The organism is Kribbella shirazensis (genome assembly GCF_011761605.1).
GTDB lineage: Bacteria > Actinomycetota > Actinomycetes > Propionibacteriales > Kribbellaceae > Kribbella > Kribbella shirazensis.
The window spans coordinates 251,193-276,216 of sequence record NZ_JAASRO010000001.1; the positions used below are offsets into that span (position 1 = coordinate 251,193).

24 protein-coding genes are annotated in these 25,024 nt (G+C 69.4%); 12 read left to right on the forward strand and 12 right to left on the reverse strand.

The features are described 5' to 3' along the window. On the reverse strand, nucleotides 1-414 hold the full coding sequence (locus tag BJY22_RS01195) for a MarR family winged helix-turn-helix transcriptional regulator (RefSeq protein WP_337757961.1): 414 nt from the start codon (nucleotides 412-414) through the stop codon (nucleotides 1-3). After that, the gene (locus BJY22_RS01200; protein ID WP_167203332.1) at nucleotides 302-1,366 is read right to left on the reverse strand and encodes a DMT family transporter; all 1,065 of its coding nucleotides are present in this window, start codon (nucleotides 1,364-1,366) and stop codon (nucleotides 302-304) included. The genes BJY22_RS01195 and BJY22_RS01200 overlap by 113 nt, the downstream gene beginning before the upstream one ends. 39 nt (nucleotides 1,367-1,405) lie before the next feature. Here BJY22_RS01200 and BJY22_RS01205 point away from each other — a divergent pair, with 39 nt between their 5' ends. Beyond that, the gene (locus BJY22_RS01205) at nucleotides 1,406-2,035 is read left to right on the forward strand and encodes a TetR/AcrR family transcriptional regulator (RefSeq protein WP_167203333.1); all 630 of its coding nucleotides are present in this window, start codon (nucleotides 1,406-1,408) and stop codon (nucleotides 2,033-2,035) included. On the opposite strand, the gene BJY22_RS01210 is transcribed toward BJY22_RS01205, so the two are convergent. Together BJY22_RS01210 and BJY22_RS01215 are read right to left on the reverse strand one after the other, a co-directional pair. Next, complete coding sequence (locus BJY22_RS01210; RefSeq protein WP_167203334.1) at nucleotides 2,016-2,675, reverse strand: ion channel; 660 nt, start codon at nucleotides 2,673-2,675, stop codon at nucleotides 2,016-2,018. The genes BJY22_RS01205 and BJY22_RS01210 overlap by 20 nt on opposite strands. After that, complete coding sequence (locus BJY22_RS01215) at nucleotides 2,672-3,247, reverse strand: acyl-CoA thioesterase (RefSeq protein ID WP_238350259.1); 576 nt, start codon at nucleotides 3,245-3,247, stop codon at nucleotides 2,672-2,674. Before BJY22_RS01215 ends, BJY22_RS01210 begins: the two co-directional genes overlap by 4 nt. A 167-nt stretch (nucleotides 3,248-3,414) precedes the next feature. Between BJY22_RS01215 and BJY22_RS01220 the strand changes: the two genes are divergently transcribed. Then, nucleotides 3,415-4,386 (forward strand): DUF1444 domain-containing protein, encoded by a 972-nt coding sequence (locus BJY22_RS01220; protein WP_167203335.1) that lies wholly within the window; start codon nucleotides 3,415-3,417, stop codon nucleotides 4,384-4,386. A 44-nt stretch (nucleotides 4,387-4,430) separates the two neighbouring features. On the opposite strand, the gene BJY22_RS01225 is transcribed toward BJY22_RS01220, so the two are convergent. Then, the gene (locus BJY22_RS01225) at nucleotides 4,431-5,054 is read right to left on the reverse strand and encodes a flavin reductase (RefSeq protein ID WP_167203336.1); all 624 of its coding nucleotides are present in this window, start codon (nucleotides 5,052-5,054) and stop codon (nucleotides 4,431-4,433) included. Between the two features lie 87 nt (nucleotides 5,055-5,141). Here BJY22_RS01225 and BJY22_RS01230 point away from each other — a divergent pair, with 87 nt between their 5' ends. From BJY22_RS01230 to BJY22_RS01245, 4 genes are all read left to right on the forward strand, one after another. After that, nucleotides 5,142-6,083 carry a phosphotransferase family protein gene (locus BJY22_RS01230; RefSeq protein ID WP_167203337.1) on the forward strand — a complete coding sequence of 314 codons (942 nt, stop codon included), beginning with the start codon at nucleotides 5,142-5,144 and terminating at the stop codon, nucleotides 6,081-6,083. Between the two features lie 97 nt (nucleotides 6,084-6,180). Further along, complete coding sequence (gene mgrA / locus BJY22_RS01235) at nucleotides 6,181-7,215, forward strand: L-glyceraldehyde 3-phosphate reductase (RefSeq protein WP_167203338.1); 1,035 nt, start codon at nucleotides 6,181-6,183, stop codon at nucleotides 7,213-7,215. A 132-nt stretch (nucleotides 7,216-7,347) separates the two neighbouring features. After that, nucleotides 7,348-7,776, forward strand: a complete 429-nt coding sequence (locus tag BJY22_RS01240; protein ID WP_167203339.1) for a class I SAM-dependent methyltransferase — start codon at nucleotides 7,348-7,350, stop codon at nucleotides 7,774-7,776. A gap of 142 nt (nucleotides 7,777-7,918) precedes the next feature. Next, on the forward strand, nucleotides 7,919-8,614 hold the full coding sequence (locus BJY22_RS01245; RefSeq protein WP_167203340.1) for a hypothetical protein: 696 nt from the start codon (nucleotides 7,919-7,921) through the stop codon (nucleotides 8,612-8,614). 229 nt (nucleotides 8,615-8,843) lie between these two features. Here the strand turns inward: BJY22_RS01245 and BJY22_RS01250 are convergent, their stop codons facing one another. Beyond that, complete coding sequence (locus tag BJY22_RS01250) at nucleotides 8,844-9,821, reverse strand: TAXI family TRAP transporter solute-binding subunit (protein WP_167203341.1); 978 nt, start codon at nucleotides 9,819-9,821, stop codon at nucleotides 8,844-8,846. Further along, nucleotides 9,818-11,842 (reverse strand): TRAP transporter permease, encoded by a 2,025-nt coding sequence (locus BJY22_RS01255; RefSeq protein ID WP_167203342.1) that lies wholly within the window; start codon nucleotides 11,840-11,842, stop codon nucleotides 9,818-9,820. The genes BJY22_RS01250 and BJY22_RS01255 overlap by 4 nt, the downstream gene beginning before the upstream one ends. 118 nt (nucleotides 11,843-11,960) lie before the next feature. Between BJY22_RS01255 and BJY22_RS01260 the strand changes: the two genes are divergently transcribed. Next, complete coding sequence (locus BJY22_RS01260) at nucleotides 11,961-12,626, forward strand: response regulator transcription factor (RefSeq protein WP_012918592.1); 666 nt, start codon at nucleotides 11,961-11,963, stop codon at nucleotides 12,624-12,626. A gap of 3 nt (nucleotides 12,627-12,629) precedes the next feature. Beyond that, complete coding sequence (locus tag BJY22_RS01265) at nucleotides 12,630-14,006, forward strand: sensor histidine kinase (protein ID WP_238350260.1); 1,377 nt, start codon at nucleotides 12,630-12,632, stop codon at nucleotides 14,004-14,006. Nucleotides 14,007-14,159: 153 nt separating this feature from the next. Here the strand turns inward: BJY22_RS01265 and BJY22_RS01270 are convergent, their stop codons facing one another. Next, nucleotides 14,160-15,218, reverse strand: coding sequence for a TAXI family TRAP transporter solute-binding subunit (locus tag BJY22_RS01270; RefSeq protein ID WP_238350261.1), 1,059 nt, complete (start codon nucleotides 15,216-15,218; stop codon nucleotides 14,160-14,162). Nucleotides 15,219-15,410: 192 nt separating this feature from the next. On the opposite strand from BJY22_RS01270, the gene BJY22_RS01275 reads away from it, so the two are divergent. Both BJY22_RS01275 and BJY22_RS01280 read left to right on the forward strand, forming a co-directional pair. Beyond that, a complete protein-coding gene (locus BJY22_RS01275; RefSeq protein WP_167203343.1) occupies nucleotides 15,411-18,425 on the forward strand; it encodes a glycoside hydrolase family 38 N-terminal domain-containing protein in 3,015 nt (1,004 codons plus the stop codon). Nucleotides 18,426-18,525: 100 nt separating this feature from the next. Continuing rightward, a complete protein-coding gene (locus BJY22_RS01280) occupies nucleotides 18,526-19,851 on the forward strand; it encodes a cytochrome P450 (RefSeq protein WP_167203344.1) in 1,326 nt (441 codons plus the stop codon). A gap of 239 nt (nucleotides 19,852-20,090) precedes the next feature. Here the strand turns inward: BJY22_RS01280 and BJY22_RS01285 are convergent, their stop codons facing one another. Next, nucleotides 20,091-20,594: a DUF5709 domain-containing protein gene (locus BJY22_RS01285; RefSeq protein WP_167203345.1), complete on the reverse strand. Its 504-nt coding sequence runs from the start codon at nucleotides 20,592-20,594 to the stop codon at nucleotides 20,091-20,093. Nucleotides 20,595-20,650: 56 nt separating this feature from the next. Between BJY22_RS01285 and BJY22_RS01290 the strand changes: the two genes are divergently transcribed. Next, a complete protein-coding gene (locus BJY22_RS01290) occupies nucleotides 20,651-21,805 on the forward strand; it encodes an FUSC family protein (RefSeq protein ID WP_167203346.1) in 1,155 nt (384 codons plus the stop codon). A gap of 406 nt (nucleotides 21,806-22,211) precedes the next feature. Here the strand turns inward: BJY22_RS01290 and BJY22_RS01295 are convergent, their stop codons facing one another. Continuing rightward, nucleotides 22,212-22,661 (reverse strand): OsmC family protein, encoded by a 450-nt coding sequence (locus tag BJY22_RS01295; RefSeq protein ID WP_167203347.1) that lies wholly within the window; start codon nucleotides 22,659-22,661, stop codon nucleotides 22,212-22,214. A 7-nt stretch (nucleotides 22,662-22,668) separates the two neighbouring features. Continuing rightward, nucleotides 22,669-23,823 (reverse strand): phosphatidylinositol-specific phospholipase C1-like protein, encoded by a 1,155-nt coding sequence (locus BJY22_RS01300; RefSeq protein ID WP_167203348.1) that lies wholly within the window; start codon nucleotides 23,821-23,823, stop codon nucleotides 22,669-22,671. 88 nt (nucleotides 23,824-23,911) lie between these two features. On the opposite strand from BJY22_RS01300, the gene BJY22_RS01305 reads away from it, so the two are divergent. Continuing rightward, a complete protein-coding gene (locus BJY22_RS01305; protein WP_167203349.1) occupies nucleotides 23,912-24,529 on the forward strand; it encodes a TetR/AcrR family transcriptional regulator in 618 nt (205 codons plus the stop codon). 31 nt (nucleotides 24,530-24,560) lie between these two features. Here BJY22_RS01305 and BJY22_RS01310 read toward each other — a convergent pair whose 3' ends face one another. Beyond that, complete coding sequence (locus BJY22_RS01310; RefSeq protein ID WP_238350262.1) at nucleotides 24,561-24,962, reverse strand: DUF3592 domain-containing protein; 402 nt, start codon at nucleotides 24,960-24,962, stop codon at nucleotides 24,561-24,563. Nucleotides 24,963-25,024: the final 62 nt, after the last annotated feature.

The following is a 25,024-nucleotide window of genomic DNA, read 5'->3' on the forward strand; positions in this document are numbered from 1 at the left end:
TCAGTTCCGCTCCCACGCCGCGCGGTCGACGGTGTCGCCGGAATGCCGGGCCAGTGTCGCGCACACGTCGTACAGGTGCTCGACCTGCTCCGGGGTGAGTGCGTCGAAGATGGCCTTGCGGACTTCCTCGACGTGGCCCGGGGCGGTCTCCACCAGCTTCTCGCGGCCGAGCTCGGTGAGGATCGCGACCTGGCCGCGGCGGTCGGACTCGATCCCCTCGCGCCGCACCCAGCCGTTCTGTTCGAGCCGGTTCACCGCGTGCGAGAGGCGGCTGCGGGAGCCGAGCGTCGCGACCGCGAGCTCACTCATCCGAAGGCGGTTGCCCGGCGCTTCGGACAGCCTGACGAGAATCTCGTAGTACGTGTGTGGAATCCCGGCGTCGCGTTGCAACTGCTGCTCGATCCGGCTGCTCACTACACGCTGTGCCGCAATGTACGCGCGCCAGGCCTGTTGTTCCTGCTGGTCCAGCCACCGGGGTTCCGCCATCCCCGCAGCGTACTGGCTCACGGAGCCGGATCAGCAGTACGGCGACGGCACACACCAACATGCCGACGACGGCGAGCGCACCGATCGTCTCGTGGAACATCAAGAACGCGAACACCATCGTGGTCGGCGGAACGAGGTAGAGCAGCGAACTGATCCGCGTCGCGCCGGAGAGCTTGAGGTTGACCAGGTACAGACCCCAGCCACCACCGGTCGCCAGCAGGACCAGCCAGAGCACTGCGCCGTAGAAGCCCGGCTGCTCGGGAACGGTCAGCCGGTGAGTCGCAGCGGCCAGGGCGGTGAAGAGAACTGCTGACACGAGGCTCTGGACGGCCAATGCATCCAGGGAATTCGTGGCCGGTTTGCGCTGGCGATCCAGACAAGTGCCGGCGACCAGACCGAGGAGGCCGCCTACCGGGAGCAGGAACAGCCACGGCGAGACATGCCCGGTGCTCAGGTCGTCCGCCACGACCAGGCCGACGCCGACGAGCCCGAGGACCAGCCCGATCCATTGGCGGCGGCTGACGGGTTCGCCGAGCAGCGGTCCGGCGACGGTCGCGATCAGGATCGGCTGGAGCGAGCCGATGAGTGCGGTGACTCCGGCTGTGATGCCGTGATCGATCCCGGTGAAGATCAGGCCCAGATAGACGAACTGGGTCAGGACTGCCATCCACACCTGCGTCACGAGATCCCGGCGCGAGATCCGCGGCCGCCGGATCGCCAGGATCGCGGCGGCGATGACGGCCGCGACGAGGTACCGCCAGGCGAGGAGATCGAACGCGTTCGTGTACTGCGTACCCCAGCGTCCGCCGATGAAGCCGCAGCTCCAGAACACGACGAATCCGGTACCGGCGGCGAGGCCGAACGCCTTGTGGAGGGTCATGGCGACGACAGTAACCACACCGGTCGGTATACTGTCAGTATGCTCGACCAGCAGCTGAGACTCATCGTGGATCGCGGCGTGCGGGCGGCGCCGCGGCTGACGCCCGCCGGCGAGCGCATCCTGGCGGCCGCGTCGACCCTGTTCTACGAGCAGGGGATCCGGACAGTCGGTGTCGATGCGATCGCCGCGGCGGCGGACGTGACGAAGAAGACGCTGTACGACCGGTTCGGGTCGAAGGACCGGCTGATCGCGGCGTACCTGGAGGAGCGGGACCGGGCGTGGCATGTGTTCCTCGACGAACAGCTCGCCGCGCGGCGGCCGTCGACGCCTGAAGAGGTGATCCTGGCGTTGTTCGGCGCGCTGACGGACTGGTTGGCCGGATCGCGGAACGGGTGCGGGTTCATCAACGCGAGCGTGGAGCTGGCGGCTCCGGACCACCCGGCGATGCCGGTGATCGTGGGACAGAAGCGCTGGATGCGGGCCGAGTTCGAGGCGCAGGCGCAGGCCGCGGGGCTCGCGGATCCAGGTGAGCTCGCCGATCGGCTGCTGCTGCTCCATGAGGGAGCCCTCGTCAGCTACCGCGTCGCTGCGATGGCATCGGCGCCGGAGGTGGCCGCGCGAGCCGCCGCTGACCTGCTCGCCGGGTGGCCTAGGTCCGCCGCTTCGTGATGGTCAGGCCCACGAGGCGGGACACGACCATGGCGACGTACCCGAGGCCGGCCAGCTGCTCGAGCATGACGACCGAGCGGCCCCAGGACGTGATCGGGACGATGTCGCTGAGTCCTGTGCTGGACAGCGTCGTGAAGCTCAGGAACAGCAGTTCCATCCAGGTGCGGTCGTTGCCCGGGTCAACGGCTGCGATGAAGCTGCCGGGGACCAGGACCTGGACGAACACGTACAGATAGGCGAAACCCCAAGCCACCAAGGTGAAGGTGGCACCGGTCGCGAAGAGCTCGTCGACGCTGACGTCGTGGTCGGACAGCATGTAGCGGAGCAGGCTGTACGCCGCGTAGAAGTAGAAGGCCGCGTGCAGGATGCCGGAGATCGCGATGACCGCGTCGGTCGGGTTGAACGCATCGACGAGCGACAGCGCCACGGCCGGGATGCCGAGGCAGATGCTGACCCAGGTGAGGCCCGGGGTCGCACGGACGGAGAACACGGCGAGGACGAGTACGACGATGCCGAGGATCTCGAACGCGACGCGGCCCGGGCGTGAGCCTTCCATCGCCGGATAGACGAGTACGCCGAGCAACTGCACGACGAGCAAGATCGCCGACGGGTTCCGCCGGGCGTACGCGACGAGGCTCACTGCGCGCCTGCCTGATCCTCGCGCTCCTGCTCCTTTGCCTGCTCCTGCGCCTGTTCCTGTTCCTGTGCCTGTTCCTCGCGGGAGGCGATGATCGCGGCGCGGCGGGCCAGGCGGTGACTGCGGCGGATCTCGGCCTCACGCAGCCGTCTGCGGTCCTCGTCGGTCTCCGGCACCACCTGCGGCACCGCACGCGGTTTCCCGTCCTCGTCCACCGCGACGAACACCAGGTACGCCGACGCCACGTGCACCTCGGGACCGACCGCGTCCCAGCGATCCGCGGTGATCCGTACGCCGACCTCCATCGAACTGCGGCCGGTCCAGTTCACCTGCCCACTGAAGTGCACGACGTCGCCGACCCGCACGGGAACCAGGAACACCATCTCGTCCATCGACGCCGTGACGGCGGGCCCACCGGAGTGCCGCGCCGCGACCACGCCCGCGACCGAGTCGACCAGCGTCATGATCACGCCGCCGTGCACGGTACCGAGCAGGTTGGTCTCGTTCTGCGCGGTGATGTGCGACAGCGACAGCCGCGTCTCCGAGGTCGGCCGCGACGACGGGCTGCTGGGCATAACGCGCTCCTTCGGACTTCCTGCTGGGGTCTGCCGTCTGCGGCAGGGTATCCCGGCAGCTTGTCCACAGGTCCGGATTGGCGTCTCCACCGGGTCCCGATCCTCGTACCTTCTCTGCCGACTTCGCTCCCGCCGCCGACCTGCCGTTGCTGACCAGGAGGACCCCGATGCGCATCGACACCGCCGAACATGCCCAAGGCAACATCCCACCGCAGTCCAACCTCCCCGACCCGGTGCTGACACCCCTGTCGCGGCGCCAGGCCGATCGCCTCGTGCACCTGGCGCTGCGCGCGGCCACCGATCTCGGGCTCACCGTCACCTATCAAGGCGGTGCCGCGCTCGTCCCCGCCGATCCGTCCGCCGATCGACCCGTCCTGGGGCTCAGCAACCTCGCCCGAATCATCGCCCGCTTCGAGGAGGACCGCTGGCCGTCACTGATCGAGGAACACTTCACCGGGATGCTGGCGCAGCTCAGCCAGGGACCACCGCCGCCACCGGCCGATCCCGAGCGCGAGCTGATCCAGCGCCTCGTCCCGCGCGACGCCCTGCCGTCGTCCTGGACCAGCGACCGCCCCGACTTCCTGCCCGGCCTGATCTCGGTCCCGTCCGCGGAGACCGACGGCGTCGTGACGATGTACTTCGAGCCCGCCGACCTGGGCCTCACCTGGTCGGACGCCGAGCGGTTCGGCCTCGCCAACCTCCGCCGCCTCAAGGACCAGGTCGAGTACGTCGACCACGACGACCTCCGGATCACCTTCGTCAGCGGTACGGGGTACGCCGCCTCACGCGCACTCGTCCTCGACACCGTCCTGCGCGAGACCCTGCAGGTGGAGCATCCGCCGTACGGCGTGCTCGCCGCTCTGCCGGCCCGCGACACGCTCATCCTGCACGTCATCGAGGACCTCTCCGTCCTCCCGGCCCTCGGCGTCCTCCTGAACGTCGCGGCTCGCTGCTACTCCCGCGATCCCGGCCCGCTGTCCCCGGAGGTCCACCTGGTGACCCCCGGCCTTACCTGGCACCCCGCCACGACCGAGCTCCCCGACCACGCCCCGCTACGCCTCTCCCCCGAGCTCGAGTCCCTGACGAAACTCCTCGCCACCCGGGAAGGCGCCGCCCAGTCCCGATACCCGATGCCTTGAGCAACTAGAGACTGCTAGGTCCTGTCTGGATTACCAGACAGGACCTAATCACCAGGAGGTGTGAAATGACCGGGCCAGTCGGAGTAGCGGATACGGGAGATCTCGCGGACCTCGCCGAGGGTGGTCCACTCGTCCTTGCCGAGCCGGGCGAGCGGCCGGAGCCGACGGACCTCGGGATGACCGTCGTCCATCATCGCGGCATCGATCGCGAGATGCCGGACCTGGCCGATGACGAGGGTGCAGTCGCCGAGTTCGAGAGTGGTGTGCAGGGTGCACTCGATCGCCACCGGCGACTCCGCCACCCGCGGTACGGCGACCGTCCGGGACGGTTCGGCGGTCACACCGATCGCCTCGAACTCGGAGAGCTCCGGCGGGAAGTTCGTCCCGGAGGCGTTGACCTGTTCGTAGAGCGGCTCGGCGGCGAAGTTCACCACGAACTCGCCGGTCGCCTCGACATTGTTCAGGCTGTCCTTGCGCCCGACCGAGGTGAACTGCACCATCGGCGGCTGCACACACGAGACGGTGAAGAACGAGTGCGGCGCCAGATTCAGCACGCCGGCGGCGGAGCGGCTCGACACCCACGCGATCGGTCGCGGTACGACGACGGAGTTGAGCAGCGCGTAGAAGTCCCGCCGCCCGACGGTCTCGGGATCTACATCGACACGCACGCCCGCAGTACATCAAACTCGATGGACGCCGCCGCACCCACCTCCCGGGAACCGGCCGGCGGATCACGCGAACAACGGAGATGTGGATTGGGCGAGCAACACGATGTCCTCGACCAGGTGACCGAGATCGCCCGGCGTCACGGCGTCGACCCGGCAGAGGTGAAAGAAGTCGCCGGCGGCGTCGCCAACCGCGGGTTCGTCCTCGGCGAGAAGCTCTTCCTGCGAGTCTGCCGTCCGGGTTTCGAGGCCGACCTCCTGAAGGAGACCCACGTCGTACCGGCCGCCCGGTCCGTCGGCGTCCTGACGCCCGCGATCATCCAGTACGACGACACCCGCCGCCTCGCCGATTCGCCGTACGTCGTCACGGAACGTGTCCACGGCACCGAACCCACCGACCTCCCACCCCGCCTCGCCGAACAACTGGCCTGCCTCCACCAACTAGACCTCCACAACGAACCACCCGCCCGAGCCACCGGAACTGACGGCGCCCCCGTAGCCGCCGGTGCAGCCGGAGCTGCTCCGGTCGTGCCGGAGGACGACTGGAGTGATCCGTGGCGGACGGTCGACGAGCTCGGCAGCCGGGGCTACCTCGACCCGGGGACGGCGGACTGGCTGACGGGCTGGTTCACGCGGCTCGCCGATCGCATCGACAGGAGCAGGCCGAAGGTCCTGATCCACGGAGATGTTGCCGCCCACAACCTTCTCGTCGACCCAGCCAACAATCTCCGCGCTCTGATCGACTGGGGCGACGCAGCCTGGGCCCCACGCGCGATGGACTTCGCCAAACTCCCCCTGACCCAGGTAGCCGTCCTCCTGCCCGACTACGTCCGCCACTCCCAGACATCCGATTCCGAGCAGGACCTCGCCGCCGCCACCCTCTGGTTCCACCTCCACTGGGCCCTGGCCAGGATCCCGTCCACCCCCGACCCCAACCAACGCCACTGGACCGCCCCCACCGCCAGCCGCCTCATCAATCTCCTCCACTTCTTCACCACCTCCCCGCCCGCCCCGTGGACCGGTCTCACCTGACGATCAAGAAGGTGGGGTTCTTGATGTCAGTGCTGGAGTTTCTGCTGAAAAACAAGGGGGTTTGCACTTGTTGTGACATGGGGCAGACTGGGGTTCCGTGACTGATTATGTGGCGGCTGCGGGCCGGTACGACGACCAGATGACCTACCGGCGGACGGGCCGGAGCGGGCTCCAACTGCCGGCGATCTCGCTGGGGCTGTGGCACAACTTCGGCGACGACAAGCCGTTCGCGACGCAGCGGGACATCCTGCGGCGGGCGTTCGACCTCGGCGTCACGCACTTCGACCTGGCGAACAACTACGGTCCGCCCTACGGATCGGCGGAGACGAACTTCGGGACGCACTTCGCGCGGGACTTCAAGAAGTACCGCGACGAGCTGATCATCTCGACCAAGGCCGGGTACGACATGTGGCCGGGGCCGTACGGTCAGGGCGGCGGCTCGCGCAAGTACCTGCTCGCGTCGCTCGACCAGTCACTGAGCCGGATGGGCCTGGACTACGTCGACATCTTCTACTCGCACCGGTTCGACCCGGACACCCCGCTCGAGGAGACGATGGGTGCGCTGGACGCGGCGGTGCGGTCCGGCAAGGCGCTGTACGCCGGCATCTCGTCGTACTCCGCGGACCGGACCCGGGAGGCCGCGCGGATCCTGGCGGAGCTCGGTACGCCGCTGCTCATCCACCAGCCGTCGTACTCGATGCTGAACCGGTGGATCGAGGAGGACCTGCTGGACGCGGTGGGTGAACTCGGTGTCGGCGTGATCGCGTTCTCGCCGCTGGCGCAGGGCGTGCTCACGGACCGGTACCTGGGCGGCATCCCCTCGGACTCCCGGGCGGCGCAGGGCAAGTCCCTCAACCCCGACTCGCTGACCGAGGACACCCTGAAGCACGTCCGCGCCCTGAGCGAGATCGCCAAGCAGCGCGGCCAGTCCGTCGCCCAGCTCGCCCTCGCCTGGACCCTCCGCGACGACCGCGTCACCAGCGCCCTGATCGGCGCCTCCAGCGTCGCCCAACTGGAGGACAACCTCGCAACGGTCCGCAACCTCCAGTTCACCCCCGAGGAACTCGAGGCCATCGACGCCGACGCCGTAGAGGCCGGCATCAACCTCTGGAAGAAGAGCTCGGACGCCTGACCGTCCCCACCGTCAGCAACCGCCCGCCGCGCCTCCCGCGGCGGGCGGTTCTGTTGCAACCAACGGCTACTGCAAGTGGATCGGTACCGACTGAGCCCGTGATGGGGCAGGGTCGGGGTGGAGGTGAGTGGGATGGCGGAGAAGTTGTCAGGGCGGTTGGCTGGGGTGGTTGAGGCGTTGCCGTTGCAGGGTGGGCTTCGGGTGCTGGAGATCGGCTGTGGGCCGGGGGCGGCGGCTCGGGAGGTGGCACGCCGGGTGGGGCCGAGCGGGTTTGTCCTGGGTGTGGATCGGTCGGCGAAGGCGATCGCGCTGGCGGTCGCCGGATCCGAGGAGCTGATCGCGGCCGGTGTCATCGCGTTTCGGCAGGCGACGGTCGAGGAGTTCATGCTGGCGGCGGGCGAGGCGCCGTACGACCTCGCGTTCGCCGTCCGGGTCGGAGCGCTCGACGGGCGCCACCCGGACCTCGAGTTCGCCGCGAAGCAGCAGATCGCGGCGGCGCTCGTCCCCGGCGGAAAGCTCTTCATCGACGGCGGCAACCCGCTCCGAGAACTCAACCTCTGACGCCCCGGACGGGCCGGGGTGGGGCGGGTGTGGGGTTGGGGGCTGACTCTGGTGGGTGGGGAGGGTTACGGAACGGGGTGGGGTGGTTGCGGATGGGGTGGGATGGGCACACGCTGGGAGAGACCCTCTGGAGGTGGTTGTCGTGACCGCTTCGACGCTCGAAATGGCCCTGACCTACGAACACGCGCGGATCCGGGAGCTGGCCGAGCCGGCTCATCATCCGGATGCGGCGCACCCTGAGCGACGGCATCAGACCGACTGGTTCTACGCGATCGCGGCGCAGCATCTCGCCGCGGCCGAGGACGTGCTCCTCCCGCACGTCCGGCGACTCCCGGACGGGGACGAGCTCGTCACCAGGTACGTCGGCAACGCGAAGGAGCTGGAGCGCTCCCTGCGCCTCCTGAAAGGACGGCAGTACGGCGACAGCCGGTTCCTGCACCTGCATCACAGCGACCTGTGGCAGCAGATCGACCGGCTGCTCGGCGAGCACGAGACGATGGAGGCGACGTACAGCCACCAGATCTCCGAACAGCTCGACGACCCGGACGTGAACATCCTGACCGAGGACCTGCTGGAGGCGGAGGAGGTCGCACCGACCCGGGCGCACCCGTACTCCCCGCACACCGGGATCGCCGGCCGGCTGGCGCACCGGATGTGGCGGATGGCCGACACCGCCTGGGACAACGCCGAGGGACGGGTCGTGCCGACGAAGTACCACGCCCACCCGAAGCGCGACTCCGCCCTCTCCCACTACCTCTACGGCACCCCGATGCCGCACCAGGAAGAACCGCAGCAAGACGAATCGCCACACCAGGGCAACTCGAGCGCGCACCAGTAGACGCCGCCGGACAGAAAGCGGCCCGGCCCCGACGGATGCCTCCGCCAGGACCGGGCCCGGTCAGCCGGCCCGCACTGCGCCTGGTTGTGGGGGCCGGCATGAGGTCCCGTCACCGCTGCGCCTTGTGTGCGGAGCCGGGACCTGCGTCCTCCCCCGCTGCGCCTGGTGTGCGGGGGAGGACGGTCCGTGTGTGCTGGGCCGCGGATCAGATCCGGTACCCAGCCCTGCGTCATCTCAGACCATCGATCGCCTTCTTCGCCCCGGGATGCAGCGGCACCGGATCCGTCTTGTCGGCGTTCTCCAGCGTGATGCCCTTCGCGGCCGCGTTCACCGCGACCAGCGACGCCATGTTGTCGTAGAGCACCTTGGTCAGTTGCTCGGCCAGCTCGTCCTTCATGTCCTTGCGGACCAGCAGCACGTTCGGTACGACGATCGTTGCGACGTCGGCGGGCTGCTTGTACGTCGCCGCGGGGATCGGCGCCTGCGCGTAGATCGAGCCGTACTTCTCCTGCATCTTCGGCAGCAGGTCCGCGATCGGCAGGAGCTTCACGCCCTTGCCCAGGCTGGTGGTCAGGTCGGTGATCCCGCCGGTCGGCAGGCCGCCGGACCAGACCAGTGCGTCGATCGATCCGGACTTCATCGCGTCCACCGACTCCGGCAGCCCGAGCCGCTGCGCGGTCACGTCGCTGGCCGGGTTGAGCCCCGCGGCCTCGAGCAGCCGGCGCGCGATCACCTCGGTTCCGGAGTTCGGCGAACCGGTCGAGACCCGCTTGCCCTTCAGGTCCGCGATCGAGTTGATGTTCGCCGACGTCCGTACGGCGACCTGTGTGTAGTTGTTGTACAACCGGGTCAGCGCGACCACGTCCTGCTTCGACTTGAAGCTGTTCACGCCGTTGACCGCGTCCGCGGCCGAGTCGCCGAGCGAGAAGGCGATGTCGTAGTTCCCGCTGACCAGGCCCTGGATGTTCTGCACCGAGGCGCCGGTCTCACTGGCCGTCGCGCGGTACCCGGACATCTTCTGCGAGATCACCGAGGCCAGCGCACCACCGAGCTGGTAGTACACGCCCGTGGTGTTGCCGGTGGCGATCGTCAGGCGGCCGCCGGATTCCGAGCCGGATCCGGACGGTTCCCGCTGGCCACCGCAGGCGGCCAGGGACACGACGGCAACGAGCGCCACCGCGGCGGTGGGGAGGCGACGGAGTCTCATGAGGCAACGGTTCCTTCCTCGGCAGAGGCCTGGCGCTGCCGCCGGACCAGGTTGATGACGACGGCAACAAGTAGCAAACAGATTCCGGCCGTGATGGTTACGGGCGCGAGGTAAAGCAGCAGTCCGGCCGCCGGCACGCAGACCGCCCGCTCGAGCCAGGTCGCCCGGACGAACACCCAGCCGCCGGTGACCACGGCGAGCGCGGCGACGGCCAGCATCGACACCAGCGTGGTCCACACCATGCCGACGAACGATCCCTGACCGAGCAGGTGCGCGCCGTTGTCGGTGAGCACGAACGCGAACGGCACCAGGAACGCGGGCAGCGTGTACTTCCACGCCTGCCACATCGTCGGCATCACCCGGCCGCCGGTGATCGCGGACGTCGCGACCGCGGCCAGCGCGGTCGGCGGCGACACCTCGGACAGTACGGCGTAGTAGAAGATGAACATGTACGCCTCGGGCTGCGTCACCCCGAGGTTCACCAGCGCCGGCGAGATGATCACCGCCGCGATGATGAACGACGCGGTCACCGGCACCGCGAGCCCGAGGATCAGGACGGCGACCGCGGACAGCACCACGGTCAGGACCAGCACGACCGTGTGGTTGTCGGTCAGGCCCCGCGCCGCGTTGACGATGATCTCCGCCAGGTTCAGGCCGAGACCGGTCTGCGTGGTGACCGCGACGATCACGCCCGCGGTCGCGCAGGTCGCCGCCACCGGCAGCACCGAACGGGTGCCCTGGGCAAGCGCCTTGAACAGCGGCCGCCCGGTCAGCCGGTGCTCACGGTCCAGGAACGACAGCCCGAACTGGATGATCACCGCGTAGACGACGGCCTTGAACGGCGGTACGCCGACCGCCATGAAGCCGATGATCACGAACAGCGACAGGAAGTGGTACCCGAACCGCAGCAGCAACCGCCACACCGACCGGTCCGACACCTCGGTCGACGTGGTCCCGTGCTTGCGGGCGTCGATCTCGATGGCGAGCAGGATGCCCAGGTAGTACAGGATCGTCGGGATCACGGCGTACCCGAGCACCTTCAGGTACGACACCTGCAGGAACTCCGCGATGATGAACGCGGCCGCGCCGAGGGTCGGCGGCGAGAGGATCGCGCCGATACCGGACGCGGCGAGCATTCCGCCTGCCGGTTCGGACGGGTACCCGGCGCGACGCAGGATCGGCCACGACACCGTGCCGAGCGACACCGCGGTCGCCGTACCCGAACCCGAGACACTGCCGAGCAGGAATCCCGCGAGCGTGACCGTACGTCCCGGCGCCGTCCGGCTGCGTTTGAACGCCGCGAACGACAGGTCGATGAAGAACTTGCCCGCACCCGAGTAGTCGAGCACCGCGCCGTAGATCGTGAACAGCACGATGTACGACGCCGCGACGTTCAACGGCGTTCCGTAGAAGCCCGCCGTACCCATGGTGAACTGCGCGATGATCGCGTCGAAGTTGAAGCCCTGGTGCGCGAGCGACCACGTGAACGGCAGGTACCCGCCGTAGTACGCGTAGGCGATGAAGAGCAGGCTGAACAGAGGCAGGACCCAGCCCGTCGTACGACGGCACGCCTCGAGCAGCAGCACCAGCAAAACGGCGCCGGCGATCACGTCCAGCCCAGAAGGAGCCTGACGACGCTCCAGGTACCCGTCGAAGTCGAGCAGCGGATAGACACAGACCGCCAGGGCAACGATCGCGAGGATCCAGTCGATCGGACCGGGGTCGTCATGCGGCCGCGGCTTCAACGGATTCCGGAACGCCGGCACCTTCCAGCCGCGGTAACACAGCAAAGTGATCGGCAGAACCGCTGCGAGAAAGATCACCAAGTAGAACTGCGTGCCTTGTGGTAACGGGAAGAACACCTGCCACAGCACGCCGACACTGATGATTGCGCACCAGACCGAAATCACCAGGTCCAGGGCAGGGCGAAGCCGCCGAGCGGGGCGTTCCTGCTCGTACTCGGCCAGTTCCGCCTCGGAGGGCACGGTCGCACCGCCCCCGCCACCAATACCGACAGTCATCTACCGGTTCCCTCCTGTGCCCGGAAGGCTAATGTTGCCGACCACTGCGTGGAGTCGTGTGATTACGTCTTTACCAAGATCTGACACATCAGGCCGTGACCTGGCCTACGATCACCGCATGAGTGGCGCGGTCCGGATTCTGCTGGTCGAGGACGATCTCGATATCGCCAATGCCCTGATACCCGCTTTGCGGCGCTACGGCCTGATGGTGACACACGTCCGGACGGCCGCGGACGCCCTCGCGGCGGATCCCGGCGACCTGGTCCTGCTGGACCTCGGACTGCCGGACGGGGACGGTATCAACGTGTGCCGACAGATCCGGACGGTGTCCGACGTGCCGGTGATCGCGGTGACCGCGCGGGGCGAGGCGGCCGACCGGGTCCGCGGGTTGCGCAGCGGCGCCGACGACTATGTGGTGAAACCTTTCGCGATTTCCGAGCTGCTGGCCCGCATCGATGCTGTACTTCGACGTACCGGTCTCTTGCAACCCCGCCCCCGGGTGACTGTCGGCGACCTGACCGTGGACATCGAAGCCCGGACGGTTCAGGTGGCGGACAAGCCCATCAGTCTGACCCGCAAGGAGTTCGACGTGCTCGCAGTGCTGGCCGCTCACCACGGCCGGGTGGTCCCCCGTGAACAGGTGGCGCTGTACGCCTGGCAGTCGGTGTTCGAGGCCTCCTCGCGCACCATGGACGTGCACGTCGCCAGCCTGCGCGCGAAGCTCGGCCGCCCCGAACTGGTGCAGACCATCCGGGGCGTCGGGTACCGACTGGGTTCGGACTGACCGTTGCGCCGTCGACTGCTGCAGTCCCTCGTCCCGATGGTCGTCGCGCTGGCGATCGTCGCCGTCATCCCGCTGGCGAACTTCATCGCCACGAGTACGTCTCGCACGCTTTTCCTCTCCCGGAGCAACGACGCGGACTGGTTCGCCGCGATGGCGGAGTCCCCGCTGCAGACCGGCGACATCGCCAACCTGCGTGAGCTCGCGGTCCGGTACCAGGAGCTCTACGACACTCCGGTCTTCGTCGTCGACGTCGACTCCCGCGTCATCGCCACGTCGGTCTCCGGCGTGGACGTGAAGGAGCCGGACGTCGCGGAGGCCCTGCACAGCACGCTGGCGGGCCGGCTGCCGCCCGAGCCGCCGGCGCTGTGGCCGTGGCGCTCCGGCGAGATGATCGTGTCCCGCCCGGTCGTCAACAACGGCAGCGTGCTCGGTGCCGCCGTACTGCGGGTACCGACGGAGAACGCCCGCGACCAGGTGCAGAGCGGCCTGCTGCTGCTCCTTGGCGGTTTGCTGATCAGCATCGGCGCCATCATCGTCGGTATCGTCCGGCCGATCACCCGCTGGGTGCTGCGGCCGCTGCAGGACCTGGACAACGCGACGCACCAGATCACCCGAGGGGCGCTCGACACCCGAGTGTCGACCGACGGTCGTGCGCCGGAGCTCCGCCGGCTGGGCGACAGCTTCAACTCGATGGCGCTGAGCCTGCACCAGGCACGCCAGCGTGAGCGCGAGTTCGTCGCGGACGCGTCGCACCAGCTGCGGACGCCACTGACCTCGGCACGGATCCACATCGAGGGCCTGTCCCGGCTGTCACCGACCGCGCGGTTCGCCCTCAGCGACATCGACCGGCTCGGCCGGATCGTCCAGCGGCTGTCCCGGCTGGCCGGCTCCGACCGCCCGTCGGCGGCCGATGCCGAAGGCAACGAAGAGCCGCTGGACCTGGCGCAGGCGGTGAAGGAGCGGCTGGTCGGCTGGAAGGCCGTGTACTCCGCGGACGACATGGAGCTGGTCGTCGGCGAGATGGTCCCGGGCGGGGTCGCTCCGGAGCTCGAGGTGGACGACATCCTCGACGTACTGCTCGACAACGCCTCGAAGTACGGCGCCCCGCCGGTGGAGGTCTCGGTCACCCGGGACGGCACCGAAGTGGTGCTGTCGGTGCGCGACCACGGTCTGGGACTGGGCTCGCGGGACCTGAAGAAGGTCGGCGAGCGGTTCTGGCGCAGCGCCCACCACCGCGAGATGCCGGGGACCGGTCTCGGTCTGGCGATCGTCCGCTCCGAAGCGGCCCGCGTCGGCGGCCGCGTCGTGGCCCGCCCGCCGATCGGCGGCGGTCTCGTCATCGAGGTCCGCGTCCCCCTGATCGACGACTACGACGTCTGACGCCCACCCCCCACCCCTGCCGCAGCCCGGGGTTGCCCCCTGAACCGGAGGGTTGCCCCCTGAAATTCTCAGTGGGCAACCCTCCAGCTGAGTGGAGAACCACCGATCTGGAGGGTTTGCGCGGCGGGGACCGCGGGAGTGTGTGGGGGTGGCTCAGATGTGGTTCTGGCGGTACCAGCGCTCGGCGGCGGGGTGCAGCGGGACCGGCATCGTGGCGATCGCCGAGCGGGGATCCAGGGCGCCGGCCTCGGGATGCTTCGGGATCAGGTCGTTCTGGCGGCGGAACAGCGTGTTGACCGTCCACCAGGCCCAGGAGTCGGACAGGTTCGGCTTCGCGATCAGGTAGTTCGGAACCGCGAGCGTCGGCACCGATTGGGCCAGGCCGTACTGCGACGGCGGGATCGCCGACACCACGAAGCCGCCGAAGTTCTGCAGGGCGATCGCCCGCGCCTCCTTCTCGATGTCCAGCAGCCGGAACCCACTGGACTGCTGCAGCTTGGCGATCGGCAGGGTCGGGACGCCACCGCTCCAGATGAACGCGTCGATCGAACCGCGGGTGGCGTTGCCGACCGGCTGCAGCGCCTTGACCGACGCCTCCAGCGACAGGTTGACCCGGGTCACGTCGACCCGCGCCTGGTCCAGGATCAGGTCGGCGATGATCTGGGTCCCGGAGCTCTTGGGGCCGACGCTGACGACCATCTTCCGCCGCGCCGGGTCGCTCGCGTCCGGGTTCAGGTCCGTCAGTGCCTTCGCCCGCGACGCCATCGGTACGACGACATGCACGTAGTTGTCGTACAACCGGGCCAGCGCGGAGAACCGCAAGCCGCGCCCGCCGCTGAACGCGCCGGTGCCCTCGTACGCCGCCAGAGCCGAGTCCGACGTACTGAATCCGAGGTCGGCCTTCCCGGTGGCGACCTGGGTCAGGTTGGCCACCGACCCGTCGGTCACGATCGGCTTGAGCTCCATGCCCGTGACCTCGCTGACCAGTGCGCTGAGCGCCGTACCGAACTGGTTGTAGACACCGTTCAGGTTGCCGGTCGCGAACACCGCTGCCTCCGACGGCGCGGGCTCGTCCGCGCGACCGCGCGAGCAGCCCGGCAGCAGCAGCCCCGACGCGGCGGCGGCACCGAGGCCGAGCACACTGCGGCGGGACATCCCGGTCGACGTCGGCCCGGTCGGCCGGGCAGGGGTCAGCAGGCGGGGGCGATCCATGCAGGACAACCTAGACAACAACCGGGCCTCCGGGGTAGCCGTGTCCGCGGCCCGCAATCGAACCGCTACCCACAGGTATTCCACACAGCGAGAGAAAAACTGCGTCTGGACGCATCCGGGGTCGGTGTGACAGCGTTGTCATCCAGCGGCCGCGGCGGCCGCGTGAGGATCCCTTCCCCGGAGGCTGATTTCGTGCACGACGACCGTCAACTCATCGAGGAGCGGCTCAAGCGCGCCCTGCGGGAGCGACTCCGCCCCGCGATCTACGGCGCGGCGGTCCCGCTGGACATCGAGGTGTGGCACGCACCCGGTGAGCCGGTGTCGCCCGCCGAGGCGCTCGCCCAGACCTACGAGCCGGCCCAGATCGGGCTGCCGTGGGGTCCGGCCTGGGGAACCGCGTGGTTCAAGTTCAGCGGGCAGGTACCGGCCGAGTGGGCCGGCAGCGAGATCGAGGCGGTCATCGACCTCGGCTTCAGCGGCGGCCCCGGGTTCTCCGCGGAGGGCCTGGTGCACACCACCTCCGGCCGGCCGCTCAAGGGCCTGCACCCGCGGCAGACCTATGCCCCGCTCTCGATCCTCGGCCCGGACGGTACGGCGGCGTCCGCCGGCGACCACATCGAGTTCTACGTCGAGGCCGCCGCGAACCCGGAGATCCCGCTCGACAACGCCTACGCGAAGGTCGACATCGGCGCCAAGCTCGGTGACACGCCGATCTACCAGCTGACCCGCGCCGACCTGGCGGTCTTCAACGCCGAGGTGTGGGACCTGATCCTGGACCTCGAGGCGCTCGACGGCCTGCAGCGGGAGCTGTCCACCCAGGACCCGCGCCGCCGGGAGATCCTGCGCGCGCTGAGCCGTTCGCTGGACGCCCTCGACTACGAGAACGTCGCCGGTACCGCCGCGGACGCCCGCGCCCAGCTGACCGACGTACTGAGCCGGCCGGCACACGCCAGCGCGCACCAGCTGTCCGCGGTCGGGCACGCGCACATCGACTCCGCGTGGCTCTGGCCGCTGCGCGAGACGCGCCGCAAGGTGGCCCGGACCGTTTCCAACGTCGCCACCCTGGCCGAGGAGTACCCGGAGCTGGTCTTCGCGTTCTCGCAGGCCCAGCAGCACGCCTGGGTGAAGGAGAACTACCCGGAGGTCTGGGAGCGGCTGAAGAAGGCCGTTGCCGAGGGCCACATCGTCCCCGTGGGCGGTATGTGGGTGGAGTCCGACACCAACCTGCCCGGCAGCGAGGCGCTCGCCCGGCAGTTCGTGCACGGGAAGCGGTTCTTCCTGGACGAGTACGGCATCGACACCCAGGAGGTCTGGCTTCCGGACTCGTTCGGCTACACCGCGGCGCTGCCGCAGCTGGTGAAGCTGTCCGGTTCGAAGTGGTTCCTGACCCAGAAGATCTCCTGGAACAAGGAGAACAAGTTCCCGCACCACACCTTCTGGTGGGAGGGCCTGGACGGGACGCGGGTGTTCACCCACTTCCCGCCGATCGACACGTACAACTCCGACCTGTCCGGCCGCGAGCTCGCGCACGCGCAGCGCAACTTCGCCGAGAACGGCGCGGCGACCCGTTCGCTGGTTCCGTTCGGGTACGGCGACGGCGGTGGCGGCCCCACCCGTGAGTTCGTCGCGACCGCGCGCCGGGTGGCGAACCTGGAGTCCTCGCCGCGGGTGACCATCGAGTCCCCGACCGAGTTCTTCACCGCCGCCGAGGACGAGTACCGCGACCACGCGCCGGTCTGGTCCGGTGAGCTCTACCTGGAGATCCACCGGGCGACGTACACGTCGCAGGCGAAGACCAAGCAGGGCAACCGGCGCAGCGAGCACCTGCTCCGCGAGGCCGAGCTGTGGAGCGCCGCGGCCGTCGTCGCGGGCAAGCTCGACACGTACCCGTACGAGGACCTGGACCGGCTGTGGAAGGTCGCGCTGCTGCACCAGTTCCACGACATCCTGCCCGGCTCGTCGATCTCGTGGGTGCACCGCGAGGCCGAGGAGACCTACGCGCGGGTGGCCGAGGAGCTGAACGCGATCATCGCGAAGGCGCAGCAGGCGCTGGCCGGTGAGGGCTCGGAGCAGATCGTCTTCAACGCCGCGCCGCACACGCGGAACGGTGTCGCCGGTCTCGGCGCGGGCGTCGCGGCCGTCGAGGGCCAGTCCGTCACGGTCGAGAACGGCGTACTGGACAACGGGGTCATCCGGGTCACCGTCGACGAGCGCGGCCTGATCACCTCGCTGTACGACGTCGAGGCGCGCCGCGAGGTCATCGCACCGGGTGCCGTGGGCAACCTTCTGCAGCTGCACGTCGACACCCCGAACCACTGGGACGCGTGGGACGTCGACTCGTTCTACAAGAACAACGTCCGGGACGTGACCGAGGTCGACAGCGTCGACTTCAGCACCGTCGACGGTGTCGCGACCGTGGTCGTGAAGCGGTCCTTCAACCGGTCCACCGTGACCCAGACGCTGCGGGTCCGCCCGGGCGCCAAGCGGGTCGACATCGAGACCGAGATGGACTGGCACGAGTCGGAGAAGTTCCTCAAGGCGGCGTACCCGGTCGACGTGCACGCGGACCGGTCGGCGTCCGAGACGCAGTTCGGGCACATCTTCCGGCCGACCCACCAGAACACCTCCTGGGACGCGGCGAAGTTCGAGATCGCGGCGCACCGCTGGGTGCACGTCGGCGAGCCGGGCTACGGCGTTGCCGTGGTCAACGACTCGACGTACGGCCACGACATCAACCGGACCGCCCGGGAGGACGGCGGGACCACGACCACGATCCGGACGTCGCTGATCCGGGCGCCGCGGTTCCCCGACCCGAAGACCGACCAGGGCGTGCACACGGTGAACCACGCGCTGGTGGTCGGCGCCGGCATCCCGGAGGCGATCGAGGAGGGCTACCGGATCAACCTGCCGGAGCGGGTCGTCAGCGGCGCCGCGGGCGTCGAGCCGATCGTTGCTGTCGACAACGACAACGTGATCGTCGAGGCGCTCAAGCTGGCCGACGACCAGTCCGGCGACGTGATCGTCCGGCTGTACGAGTCCAGCGGCGGTCGCGCCCGCGCCACCGTCACGCCGTCCTTCCCGGCGGCGTCGGTGACCGAGGTCGACCTTCTGGAGCGCCCCCTGGCCGATCGTGAGCTGAACGACAACGGGGTGAGCTTCGAGCTCCGCCCGTTCCAGATCCTCACCCTCCGCTTCCAGCGCGCCTGACCCTCCGCACCCGAAGGCCCGCCCGATCCCCTCTCGGGCGGGCCTTCACCTTTGGCACACGCGCCGCCCGGTGTTCACCCGGCTGACGTAGCGTAAAAGTATGGCTCCGACACCTTTGCTCGGTTCCCGGACACTCGACCGGCAGACCGCACGCACGTTGCCGCCCGGGCCGAAGCTCCCGACGCTCGCGCAGACCGTGTTGTTCGCGAGTCACCGCAAGACGTTCTTCCCGCGGATGCGGGACAAGTACGGCGACGTGTTCACGATCCGGCTGGTGCCGTCGAGCCGGGTCTGCGTCGTGCTGAGCCGGCCGGAGCACATCCGGGAGGTCTTCGGCAGCCCGCCCTCGGTGATGCACGCCGGCGAGGGCAACACCGTGCTGGAGCCGATCATGGGCTCGCACTCGCTGCTGCTGCTCGACGACGAGGACCACGTCCGGATGCGCAAGCAGCTGATGCCGGCGTTCTCCGGCGCGGCACTTCGCGGGTACGCCGCGATGGTGTTCGAACTCGCCCAGGCCGAGGTGGCGAAGTGGCCGGTCGGTGAGCCGTTCAAGGTGCACCAGCGGATGCGGAACCTGACGCTGGAGATCATCCTGCAGGTGATCTTCGGCGTGACCGATGCCGATCGGCTGAACACGCTGCGCCCGCTGATGGACAAGATCGTCTCGGTGTCGCCGGTGATCATGCTGGGCGGGTTCTATCCGCAGTTGCTCCGGGTCCGGCCGTGGAAGACGTACCTGGACACGCAGCAGCAGGTCGACGGGATCCTGTACGACGAGATCGCCCGGCGGCGCGAGACCTTCGCCGGGCGCAACGACGTACTCTCGCGGCTGCTTGCCGCGGGCCAGTGGTCGGATGCGGAGCTGCGCGACCAGCTGGTGACGCTGCTGCTGGCCGGCCACGAGACGACGGCCACCGCGGTGGCGTGGGCATTCCACGAGCTCGCCCGGCGGCCGGAGGACCTGGAGTTCGGGCAGCGGGCCGCCGACGCGGGCGCGGACGACGAGCTGGAGGCGATCCTCAAGGAGGCGCTCCGGTTGCGGCCGGTCGTCTACCAGGTCGGGCGGCGCCTGACCGAGACGACCGACATCGCGGGCTACCGGCTGCCTCGCGGTACGACGATCATGGCCGCGATCGGCCTGGTCCACCGGGACGCCGAGCACTTCCCGGTGCCGGAGGAGTTCCGCCCGCAGCGGTTCCTCTCCGACGATCCGCCCGCACCCGGGACCTGGATGCCGTTCGGCGGCGGTGCCCGGCGCTGCATCGGCGCCGGCTTCTCACTGATGGAGGGCACCGAGATCCTCCGCGCCGCCCTCACCGCCTACAACTTCCAGGCCCCGCGCCCCAAACCCGAACCGGCCCAGCCCAAGAACGTCACCCTCGTCCCCCGTCGCGGCGCCGAGGTCACCGTCACCCCTCGCTGACACCCCCAGCCTCTCGTGGGTTGACCCACCAGATGCAGGGTTCGCCCACCGGATCCCGGACGCAAACCCGGCATCTCGTGGGCGGACCCACCAGATGCTGGGCGGAGGTAGGCGCCCGGGGCCGGGCGTGCGGCCGGGCGTGCGGCCGGGCGTGCGGCCGGGCGTGCGGCCGGGCGTGCGGCAGGGCGTGCGGCAGGGCGTGCGGCAGGCTGAGCTGCAGTGAGGGAGGGGGCCGAGAGTCAGTCCTCCAGGTCGGTGACGTCGCCGAGGTCGACGTCGCGGTAGGTGCCGAGGTCGCCCTCGTCGTCGTCGCTGAGCTCGAAGTTGTCCTCGTCGTCGACGACGTGGACCGCGGCCTCCTCGGCACCGGCCGCCGCGCCGTCGATGCCGACGTCCTCCGCGAACAACTCGTCGTCCTCGTCGCTGTGCGCGCCCTCGTCGGACGCGACCAGCCGGCCGGAGCGGGCGGTGCCGACCTCCGGGCCGCCGACGTCCTCACCCTCCTCGGCGTACGGGTCGGCGTCCGGGACCTCTTGCGCGATCCGCTGGTCCAGCGACTCGCCCTGCAGCGCCTCGTCGGCCGTCGTACCGAAGCCTTCGCCCGCGGACCACTTCTCCGGCGGCGAGTAACCCTCGTCGAGCAGGTCGTCGACGCCGCGGTCGTCGAGCGTGTCCTCCGCCTGCAGCTGATCCTCGTCGTCGACGCTGTAGCTGCCGTAGTCCTCACGGTTGTTCTCCGTCATGGCCCCACCTTGGCGCGTCGCAACCAGAGGAATCAAGCTCAGCGGAGAATGGGCCCGTGGATCCGGTCAGGCTGACGTTGGACCAGTTGCGGGAGCTGCGCGACGACATCGCGCCGCAGGCCGCCCGGCGGTCCCGCGCGTCGATCCACCGGCGGGCCGAGCGCTGGCGCAACCGGGCCTTCTTCATCGCCCAGTGCGCCCTCGCCGCCGGCGTCGCGTGGGCGGTCGCCCGGTACGTCGTCGGCCACAAGCAGCCGTTCTTCGCGCCGGTCGCCGCGATGATCTGTCTCGGGTTCAGCTTCGGCCAGCGACTGCGCCGGGTCGCGGAGGTGATGGTCGGCGTCGCGGTCGGGGTCGGCGTCGGCGACCTGTTCGTCGCCGCGTTCGGCACCGGCGTCGCGCAGTTGATCTTCGTCGTGGCGCTCGCGATGAGCATCGCCGTACTGCTCGGTGCGGGCAACCTGATGACCACCCAGGCCGGCGTCCAGGCGGCGATCGTCACCACGCTGCTCCCCAACCCGGGCGCGGGCTTCAGCCGCTGGCAGGACGCCGCCCTCGGCGGGCTGGTCGCGCTGGCCGCCGCCACGATCGCCCCGGCCGCGGCGATCCGGCGCCCCCGGCAACAGGCCACCGGCGTCCTCAGCGAGCTGGCCGAGATCCTGAACGAGACCGCGGACGGCCTCCGCTCCCGCGACGAGGAGGCCGTCACCGACGCGCTCCGCCGTGCCCGCGCGAGCGAGTCCCGGCTCGACGACCTGCGCAGCGCCGCGGACGAGGGGGTCGCGGTCGTCCGGCTGTCCCCGTTCCGCCGCCGGCACCGTGGCCGCGTGCAGGAGATCGCCGACCTCGTCGTACCGCTGGATCGCGCGATCCGGAACACCCGGGTCCTGGTACGGCGCTGCGCGGTGTCCGTCTGGCGTGACGAGGCCATGCCCGCGGAGTACCCGATGCTGCTCGAACGTCTCGCGGACGGCACCCGCCTGATCGGCGAGTCCCTGTTCGAACCGGCCGCCGACGTCGCCGCGCACCGCGTGCTCGGCGAGCTAGGTCGCCGTACGGCGGAGATGCCGCTACCGGCCGGACTGTCCGCGGTCGTCGTCCTCGGCCAGCTCCGCTCCACGATCATCGACCTGCTCGAACTGACCGGCACGTCGTACGACGACGCGCGGAAGCTGGTCCCACTGCGCCTGGACGGGCTCGACGAGAAGTAGGAGTGACCCAGGTCACATCCTGGATTCCCGTCATACTCCCGGACCCTGAGCGTCTCACTGGCATGACGATCCACCGACTGATGACCACGATGGCCACCGAGCAGGTGCGTGAGCTCGAGGACCTCCTGGCCGGAACCCAGACCACCGACGACCGGACCGACGCCGCCGCCGAGCAGTAGCAGGCGCCAGCCGGACGAACGGACCCGGGCGGCGCACCCGGACGGTCTTGCCCACCGAGCCAGACCGCACGGAAGTCGCACACCAAACGCAGAGGCGCCCTAGTGCGAGGCGCCCCCGGATCCGTTACCGGTGCACCGCCACAGAGGTGCACCACACCACCCGCCGACCGTCCTGACGCCGTTTGCGCGAGGCTCAGGCCGGCCGGCGGGTGGTTTCAGTTGTCCTTCTAGTTGCCGGCAGCAACCGTGATCTCGGTGGTGACCGAGTTCGCGATGAAGCACTCCTGGTGGGCCAGGTGGTGGATCCGCTCGAGCGTCTCCGCGTCCGGCTCGGCGCCGTTCCAGACGATCTTCGGGTGCAGCGTCACCTGTGTGATCGCCAGCCGGCCGGCGTCGTTCTTCGCCATCACGCCGACCGCGTGGTCGTCGTACGCGTCGACCACCAGGCGCTTGCGGGCCGCGATCGCCAGGAAGGTCAGCATGTGGCACGACGACAGCGCCGCCACGAACGCCTCCTCCGGGTCGACCGGGCCCGGATTCCCCAGGTACTTCGGGTTGGCCGAGCCCGGCACCGTGATGCCGCCGTCGAAGCGCCACTCGTGGTCGCGGTTGTAGGCGTCGTAGGTGAACTCGTGCTCACCACGGCTCCAACTGACATCGACCACGTGCTCCGACATGCTCAGCTCACCTCTCCGCGACGTTTCCCTGGCACCACTTCGGCGCCGTCACCGGGTTGCATCGTACGGGGGTGTCCCCGGGCAGCTTGGCGACGAAGTCGCTGTCGTACCGCGCGGCCATGCCGGCGACCGGCCAGTCGGTCGTCACCACCTGCGCCCCGCTGTCCAGGGCGATCCCGAGCCGGCTGTAGTCCTTGTCGCGGATCGTCGCCATCGGCTCGTCCGACCGGGTCCGGATCAGGTAGCCCTTCGACACCAGCCGCTGGATCTCGGCCTGGTTCGCGCCCCGCGGGTCGTTCACCTGGGTGATCGCCGCGTCCGGCTGGCCCTCGGGACCGCGGGTGAAGACCGCGCGACCTTCAAGGTTCTCGTGACCGGTGCGGTAGAGGTCGCGGATCGTGCCCGCGCCGCCGTTGTCGAAGTAGAACAGCACCTGGCCGCGGACGTCGTCCAGCTTCGGCCAGCCCTTGGTCAGCACCGACTGCTCCAGCGTCAGGCCGGGCTTGCGAACGTCGTCCGGAGACAGCAACTCCTGCTCGGGGAACACCGACCGGATCTCCCGGTCGATACTCTCCAGGTTGGCCGCGTTCCACGGCGGCGACTGCACCCCGCCGGCCGCGACCACCTTCGGGTCGGACTGCTTGAGCTCGAGGCTGATCGTGATCGGCGTGTGGCCGGGGTTCTCGTCGGACCAGGCCTTCACCTGCCGCAGGCACAGCACAAGGGTCTTGCAGGTGCCGTTGTAGTCGAAGTCCGGGATGTGCATGACCTTGATCCCGGGCTGGGCCATCGCCGGGTCGGTCAGCGGCCCCTGCCCGGTCAGCTTCCGGATCAGCGGGTAGGTGTACAGACCGCCGTCAGGGTCCGGCACGAGGTCGAGCTCGAGCGTCCGGACGTTCTGGTCCTCCAGCTGCTGTGCGATCGGCGCGTGTGAGTACCAGAGGTCGACCGAGCCCGGGTTCTGGGCCTGCTGGACCTTCTGCTCGGCCGGGCTGAGCTCGCGGTGGTACGAGTTGTGCGACCCGATCATCTGCACCTGGTTGAACCGCAGGCCCGAGCCGCTCTCCGCGGAGTCCTGCCGGGTGAGCGCCGTACCGGCGACTCCGGATGCCGCGACCGCAACGGACGCGGCGGCTGCAACCACTGTTTTGTTGATGCGCATACGAAGATTCCCCTCCTCATGGCAACTGTCGGCAATCTGTCACAAAGAGGTGGCAACGGTGTCCCCTGGTTACGTGGACAATGAGTGAATGGTGACTTCGGGGGCTTATCCGCTGCGCCGTACGCCGACCCAGGACCGGGCCAGCCGGCAGGTCGAGCGGATCCTGGACGCGGCCTGTGCCGAGGTGGTCGAGCGCGGGTACGACGCCGCGTCGACGAGCGGGATCGCGAAGCGGGCCGAGATCGCGGTCGGCAGCGTGTACCGGTACTTCCCGGACAAGCGCAGCCTGATCCAGGCGATCGAGCGCCGGAACCAGGCGCGCTACACCGACGCGGTGCGGGAACGGCTGGCGGACGTGACCAGCTGGCGGCAGGCGGTCGACGTCACGCTGGACACGTTCCGGGAGATGCACCGGACGGATCCGGGTTTCAAGGCGGTCGTGCTGAGCGGGCTCGGCGATCCGGAGCTGGAGGCGAAGCCGGGCGAGTTCGACGACCAGCACGCCGGCGAGTTCGCGGAGCTGCTGGCGGCGCGGTTCGGCGCGCGCGACTCGCGGGACTTCCGCCTGGCGGTGACGCTCAGCATCACGATGGGCGAGGCGCTGGCCCACCTGGCGGACCGGTTGTCCGCGGACGAGGCGGAGTACGTCCTGGACCGGGGCCGGCCGGTGCTCTACGACCTGCTCGCCCCGCATCTTCCTGCTTGAGCCTGAGAGGTGGCTCAAGCAGGGTGAACTGTCAGGCTGCCGGGGCCGCGGAGTACGGGCCCAGGGTCGGCCAGTGGCTGACCCGGCCGGCCAGGCGGGCCCGGCGGGGCGTCCGGACGTCGTACGCGACGATGACCCGGTCACCCTTGGCGTAAGTAATACGGCTCCCGACCGGGAACTTGCGAGCGACCTCGTACGGGCCCTCACCCCGGCGGGTGTAGTACTCGACGATGACCTCGGTGTAGACCGCCGGGGCACCGCTCTCCAGTTGGCCGCGGACCGGGCCACGCACCCGGATCACCCGTCCCGCGGTCTTCTCTTCCGTGCCGGTAGGGATCTCGTCCCGCCGCAGACCGGCGAGGACTTCGGTCACGATGAAGGCCGCGACCACCAGCACCAGGCCGAACCCACCGAGTACAACGATCGTCAACATGGCACTCACCCCCGACGCGTCGCCCGCGAGCGACGCGGTCGTTTTGTCGAAACTGCCTTGTG

What these genes read in the sequence shown, in the direction of transcription:
- BJY22_RS01200 (WP_167203332.1), bottom strand. Translation starts at nt 1,366, where the DNA reads ATGACCCTCCACAAGGCGTTCGGCCTCGCCGCCGGTACCGGATTCGTC.
- BJY22_RS01205 (WP_167203333.1), top strand. Translation starts at nt 1,406, where the DNA reads ATGCTCGACCAGCAGCTGAGACTCATCGTGGATCGCGGCGTGCGGGCG.
- BJY22_RS01215 (WP_238350259.1), bottom strand. Translation starts at nt 3,247, where the DNA reads ATGCCCAGCAGCCCGTCGTCGCGGCCGACCTCGGAGACGCGGCTGTCG.
- BJY22_RS01220 (WP_167203335.1), top strand. Translation starts at nt 3,415, where the DNA reads ATGCGCATCGACACCGCCGAACATGCCCAAGGCAACATCCCACCGCAG.
- BJY22_RS01240 (WP_167203339.1), top strand. Translation starts at nt 7,348, where the DNA reads ATGGCGGAGAAGTTGTCAGGGCGGTTGGCTGGGGTGGTTGAGGCGTTG.
- BJY22_RS01250 (WP_167203341.1), bottom strand. Translation starts at nt 9,821, where the DNA reads ATGAGACTCCGTCGCCTCCCCACCGCCGCGGTGGCGCTCGTTGCCGTC.
- BJY22_RS01255 (WP_167203342.1), bottom strand. Translation starts at nt 11,842, where the DNA reads ATGACTGTCGGTATTGGTGGCGGGGGCGGTGCGACCGTGCCCTCCGAG.
- BJY22_RS01260 (WP_012918592.1), top strand. Translation starts at nt 11,961, where the DNA reads ATGAGTGGCGCGGTCCGGATTCTGCTGGTCGAGGACGATCTCGATATC.
- BJY22_RS01270 (WP_238350261.1), bottom strand. Translation starts at nt 15,218, where the DNA reads ATGGATCGCCCCCGCCTGCTGACCCCTGCCCGGCCGACCGGGCCGACG.
- BJY22_RS01280 (WP_167203344.1), top strand. Translation starts at nt 18,526, where the DNA reads ATGGCTCCGACACCTTTGCTCGGTTCCCGGACACTCGACCGGCAGACC.
- BJY22_RS01285 (WP_167203345.1), bottom strand. Translation starts at nt 20,594, where the DNA reads ATGACGGAGAACAACCGTGAGGACTACGGCAGCTACAGCGTCGACGAC.
- BJY22_RS01295 (WP_167203347.1), bottom strand. Translation starts at nt 22,661, where the DNA reads ATGTCGGAGCACGTGGTCGATGTCAGTTGGAGCCGTGGTGAGCACGAG.
- BJY22_RS01300 (WP_167203348.1), bottom strand. Translation starts at nt 23,823, where the DNA reads ATGCGCATCAACAAAACAGTGGTTGCAGCCGCCGCGTCCGTTGCGGTC.
- BJY22_RS01305 (WP_167203349.1), top strand. Translation starts at nt 23,912, where the DNA reads ATGGTGACTTCGGGGGCTTATCCGCTGCGCCGTACGCCGACCCAGGAC.
- BJY22_RS01310 (WP_238350262.1), bottom strand. Translation starts at nt 24,962, where the DNA reads ATGTTGACGATCGTTGTACTCGGTGGGTTCGGCCTGGTGCTGGTGGTC.